This window comes from uncultured Thiocystis sp. (assembly GCF_903866365.1).
Taxonomy (GTDB): Bacteria; Pseudomonadota; Gammaproteobacteria; order Chromatiales; family Chromatiaceae; genus Chromatium.
In genome coordinates this window covers 1-4,346 of sequence record NZ_CAIPNF010000483.1, presented here as the reverse complement: position 1 = coordinate 4,346, position 4,346 = coordinate 1, and the positions used below count along the sequence as shown (strand labels likewise).

The 4,346-nt window shown below is 61.0% G+C and carries 4 protein-coding genes; 3 read left to right on the top strand and 1 reads right to left on the bottom strand.

The window, feature by feature from the left end:
- Positions 1 to 413 precede the first annotated feature (413 nt).
- On the top strand, positions 414 to 1,430 hold the full coding sequence (locus QZY07_RS26435; protein ID WP_295409268.1) for a class 1 fructose-bisphosphatase: 1,017 nt from the start codon (positions 414 to 416) through the stop codon (positions 1,428 to 1,430).
- Positions 1,431 to 1,648: 218 nt separating this feature from the next.
- Positions 1,649 to 2,368 carry a Crp/Fnr family transcriptional regulator gene (locus tag QZY07_RS26430; protein WP_295409266.1) on the top strand — a complete coding sequence of 240 codons (720 nt, stop codon included), beginning with the start codon at positions 1,649 to 1,651 and terminating at the stop codon, positions 2,366 to 2,368.
- A gap of 221 nt (positions 2,369 to 2,589) precedes the next feature.
- Here the strand turns inward: QZY07_RS26430 and QZY07_RS26425 are convergent, their stop codons facing one another.
- Positions 2,590 to 3,492 (bottom strand): phosphoribosylaminoimidazolesuccinocarboxamide synthase, encoded by a 903-nt coding sequence (locus QZY07_RS26425; RefSeq protein ID WP_295409264.1) that lies wholly within the window; start codon positions 3,490 to 3,492, stop codon positions 2,590 to 2,592.
- A 238-nt stretch (positions 3,493 to 3,730) separates the two neighbouring features.
- On the opposite strand from QZY07_RS26425, the gene QZY07_RS26420 reads away from it, so the two are divergent.
- Complete coding sequence (locus tag QZY07_RS26420; protein WP_295409270.1) at positions 3,731 to 4,171, top strand: hypothetical protein; 441 nt, start codon at positions 3,731 to 3,733, stop codon at positions 4,169 to 4,171.
- The last annotated feature ends 175 nt before the right edge of the window (positions 4,172 to 4,346 follow it).

The window sequence follows — 4,346 nt, the reverse complement described above, 5'->3', positions numbered from 1 at the left end:
TGTGAGAGTCTTCATTGTGGCCTCTTGAGTGGTTGTCATGATTCAAGCACCTGACATTTTACCATTCTTGAGGCCATTATCCTTTATAAACAAACGATTAAAGCCAGTTTTGCGCCGATTTTGAACTCCGAAACGTGAGATATAAAGAGGCGCCGATGCCCGGCAATAGGGGAATCTCCGTCAGGAATTTCCTGATAGCCGTTCGATCAAGGTGGTGGCGCCCGCCCGCTTCAGCCTGACGCGCCCGGCGCGGATGCCCGGTTGCGGCGATGTCCCGGCGGCGTTGTCCATACGTCCGGCAGCCAAGGTCGCGCCTCGCGCGCGGCGGGCGGGTTTCTGTTCGACTCGCGAACCCCTATACTGCCGAACTCTTAGACTAAAGAAAGCAAACGTGCTTCGAGACGAGGACCAGCATGCATAACGGTAGCATCAGCATTACCCAGTTCATCATCGAGGAACAGCGCCACATGCCCGGCGCGACAGGCGATTTTACCTCGCTCCTCAATGACGTGGTCACGGCCTGCAAGGTCATCAGTAACATGGTCAACCATGGCGCGCTGGTGGGGGTGCTCGGGAGCGCCGGGAGCGAGAATGTCCAGGGCGAGACCCAGAAGAAGATGGATATCCTCTCCAACGATGTCTTTCTGAAGTCCAACGAGTGGGCCGGCCATCTGGGGGCGATGGCCTCCGAGGAAATGGACGACATCTATCCCATTCCGGACAAGTATCCGCGCGGCAAGTATCTCCTGACCTTCGATCCCTTGGACGGTTCGTCCAACATGGATGTCAATGTCTCGGTCGGCACCATCTTCTCCATTCTGCGTTGCGCGGGCGGCGGCGCGGCCCCGACCGAGCGCGATTTCCTGCAAGCGGGGACGCAGCAGGTGGCGGCGGGTTATGCGCTCTACGGCCCCTCGACCATGATGGTGCTGACCACCGGCAACGGGGTGAACGGCTTCACGCTGGATCAGAACATCGGCGAGTTCATCCTCACCCATCCGAACATGACGATCCCCGCCGACACCCGCGAGTTCGCCATCAATGCCTCGAACATGCGGTTCTGGGAGCCGCCGGTGACGCGCTATGTCAAGGAGTGCCTGGATGGCAAGGACGGTCCGCGCGGCGACGATTTCAACATGCGCTGGATCGCCTCCATGGTGGCCGAGGTGCATCGCATCCTGACCCGCGGCGGCATCTTCATGTATCCGATGGATGCCAAGATGAAGGAGAAGGGGCTGACCGGAAAGCTGCGTCTGCTCTACGAGGCCAATCCCATGTCCTTCATCGTGGAACAGGCCGGCGGCGGTTCCATCACGGGCACCGAGCGGATCCTGGATCTGCAACCCGAATCGCTGCATCAGCGCGTGCCGGTGATCCTCGGCTCGAAGAACGAGGTCGAGCGGATCCTGGGGTATCACAAGCAGGATTGAGGTCAGGCGCTCCCAAAGGCCCGCGGGCCTTTGGGAGCGAGGCTCGTCGAATCCGCAAGATTGCTTGGGGGCCAAATGCCGAGAGATGAGTCAAGTTTATCGTTGTTCAGCTCGCTAAAGCGATGATCATGACTCGTCGGTCCGAGGCGGAGCCTCGCTCGCATTGCTCTTGGCTTCTTCGATCAGGATAGGCTCCATCAGAACAGGCGAATTGAACGTTGATCGACGAACTGCGTCGAGGGCCGCTGCTCTCCCGTCTGGAAACCGCGCAACTGGACCGGGTCAGCCGTCACGCCGCCCGCGTGACCCTGGACGCGGAGCAACTGCTGTTCAGTCAGGGCGATCCCGCCACGCGCTTTTATCTGCTCCTGAAGGGACAGATGCAGTTGTTCCGACTCTCGCCCGAGGGTGCCGAGAAGGTCATCGAGATCGTGAATCCCGGCCAGACCTTCGCCGAGGCGCTGATGTTTCTCAACGCGCCGCGCTATCCGGTCTGTGCCTCCGCGCTCTGTCCATCCGAGTTGATCGCGATCGATGCGCTTGACTTCGCCAGCATGCTGCGCGAATCCGTGGACACCTGTTTTCAGTTGCTTGGGGTGTTGAGTCAGCGGCTGCGCGGACTGATCGGCGAGATCGACGATCTCACCCTGCATACGGCGACCAGCCGCGTCGCCCGTTATCTGGTCGCGAAGATGCCGCCTGGGCAGCAAATCCTGGAACTCGATGTCCGCAAGGGCGTGCTCGCCTCGCGTCTGTCGGTGCAGCCAGAGACCTTTTCGCGGGTCGTCAAAGCGCTCGGCGCGCAGGGCGTGATCCGGATGCAGGGGAGCCAGGTGACCGTTCTCGACCCCAAGGCGCTGATCGGGATCGCGGAAATGGAGGATATCCTGGAACCAGGGCCGTTATCGATCGGCAGCCTGGGATCGCTGCGGCCTTAGGCGATTTCCGGGACAGTTTCTACCGGAATCAACGCTTCAAATGGACAGGATTCATAGCTCTGTTTTTCTTCGTGTTCTTTGCGCCTTTGCGGTTCCGAGTGCCGAATTTAGGATTGTCGATGAAAGAGTGTGCGTTCCAGACAGATCTCATAAAGCGCCTGGATCGCCGGATGATCGGGATTGCTCAAACTGAATCGCAGAGGTGGCTGCCTGCGTGTGGCTCAAGGTTGCATGACTTCGCACTCCCGAGTCAGCCGTTCTTCGGCCTCCCGATATTTGTCCGCGGTGCGGTCGATGATGGCTTGGGGCAGTTCCGGTCCGGGCGGGCTTTTGTCCCAATCCAGCGTCTCCAGATGGTCGCGCACGAATTGCTTGTCGAAACTGGGCGGATTGGTCCCGGGACAGTATTGATCCGTCGGCCAGAAGCGCGACGAGTCGGGCGTCAGCAACTCGTCGATCAACAGTAACTGACCCTGTTCGTCGAGACCGAACTCGAATTTGGTATCGGCGATGATAATTCCGCGCGCGTAAGCATAGGCCGCGCAGTCGGCGTAGATGGCCAGACTGACGGCGCGCACCTGCTCGGCCAGTTCGCGTCCGAGCAGCTTGACGGTGTGGTCGAAATCGACGTTTTCGTCATGCGCGCCCAGTTCGGCCTTGGTCGAGGGGGTATAGATGGCCTCGGGAAGCCGGTCCGCCAGACGCAGACCGCGCGGGAGCGCGATACCGCAGACCGCGCCCGCGCGCTGATAGTCCTTCCAGCCGGAGCCGATCAGGTAGCCACGCACGATGGCCTCCACCGGCAGGGGCGTGAGGCGGCGAACCACCATGGCGCGATCGCCGAGCTGGGCGAGTTCGGCGGGATCGGTAATAACGGCCGCGACCGGGACGTTCGCGAGATGGTTCCGGATCAGATGGGCGGTGCGCGCGAACCAGAAATTCGAGACGCGGGTGAGCACTTCGCCCTTGCCGGGGATCGGCTGCGGCAGCACCACATCGAAGGCGGACAGACGGTCGCTGGCGACGACCAGCAGATGATCGACGCCGACCTGATAGAGATCGCGGACTTTGCCGCGCGCGATCAGGGGCAGGCTGGACAGATTGGATTGATAGAGTGCGGGCATGATGGTTGATTCCGGATCGACAAGGCTGAGAGTATATCGGCTTCAACCGCGTCCATGACGGTCTGCGTCGTTTCGAGCGGCCAATTCGATTGGCACTCATTGTGGCGTCGGAGTCGAGGCGGTTTCACTGTCAAATCAAACTGCGTCGACGCTGGCGCGGATGGATTCGGAGGAGGTTAAGTCGATGCAAAACAGAGTGCGCGACAGGGTGGCTCGGGATCGCCAGGAGCCGGCCGCGATGACCGCGGATGCGTCCGATCCCTTCCTCGTCGCCTTTCGGGGCAGCTTTACCTCGGCGCTGCGCTGGCACCAGCTCGACGTGCTGTGGGAACGATTGCGGGAGCGGGCTGACGTCGGCTGGTATCTGTACGCCGTGGGCGAACCGCCGCCCGTGCGGGCGGCGAATGGCGAACAGGTCGGAAACTTTATGGCGGAGATGGACAGGCTGCTGCGCGCCGAGCATCGCGAGGCGCACTGTGGCATCGTCTATGCCGACGACCTGCACTGTCCCGGTTTCGTGAAGATCTACGATCCGCATGATCTGGGCGTGTCCTGCGGTTACAGCAACGCCCCGCCCCTGCCCGGCTGGGTGATGAGCCTGCTGCCGCCGTGCGATCTGCCGGCGACCCGGATCGTGCCGAAAAATCGTCAGCGCTGGTGGCGCCGACTGTTCGGCTGATTGCTGCTTGTACTGAAGCGGCTGACTTAACGAAACTCTCTGCCAACTGCCAACTGCCAACTGCCAACTGCCAACTGCCAACTGCCAACTGCCAACTGCCAACTGCCAACTGCCAACTGCCAACTGCCAACTGCCAACTGCCAACTGCCAACTGCCAACTGCCAACTGCCAACTG